Below are 600 nucleotides of genomic sequence, written 5' to 3' on the forward strand. Positions count from 1 at the left end.
TTATGCAGTTACTTTAGCAACTACACCAGCACCAACTGTACGACCACCTTCACGGATCGCAAAACGTAGACCTGGGTCCATTGCGATTGGGTGAATTAGTTCTACTGACATTTCAACGTTGTCACCTGGCATAACCATTTCAACGCCGTCTTGTAATTGGATTGCGCCAGTTACGTCAGTTGTACGGAAGTAGAACTGTGGACGGTAACCGTTAAGGAACGGAGTATGACGACCACCTTCTTCTTTAGAAAGTACATATACTTCTGCGTCGAATTTAGTGTGCGGCTTGATTGTACCTGGTTTAGCAAGTACTTGACCACGTTGTACGTCTTCACGCTTAGTACCACGTAAAAGAACACCACAGTTCTCGCCCGCACGACCTTCGTCAAGAAGTTTACGGAACATTTCTACGCCAGTTACAGTTGTTTTAACTGTATCTTTGATACCAACGATTTCAACTTCTTCGCCGACTTTAACGATACCAGATTCTACACGACCTGTTACCACTGTACCACGACCAGAAATAGAGAATACATCTTCGATTGGCATCAAGAATGCTTTATCGATAGCACGTTCTGGTTCTGGAATATAAGAATCAAG

Annotated in this window: 1 protein-coding gene; it reads right to left on the reverse strand. The window is 43.8% G+C overall.

Features of this window, described 5'->3' with window-relative positions:
* Window positions 1-600: EF-Tu C-terminal domain-related protein (locus AC07WY_RS21480; RefSeq protein WP_262469167.1), on the reverse strand; the 600-nt coding region annotated here is incomplete at its 5' end.

The sequence above is a fragment of the Acinetobacter sp. GW821-FHT01C12 genome (assembly GCF_059422625.1).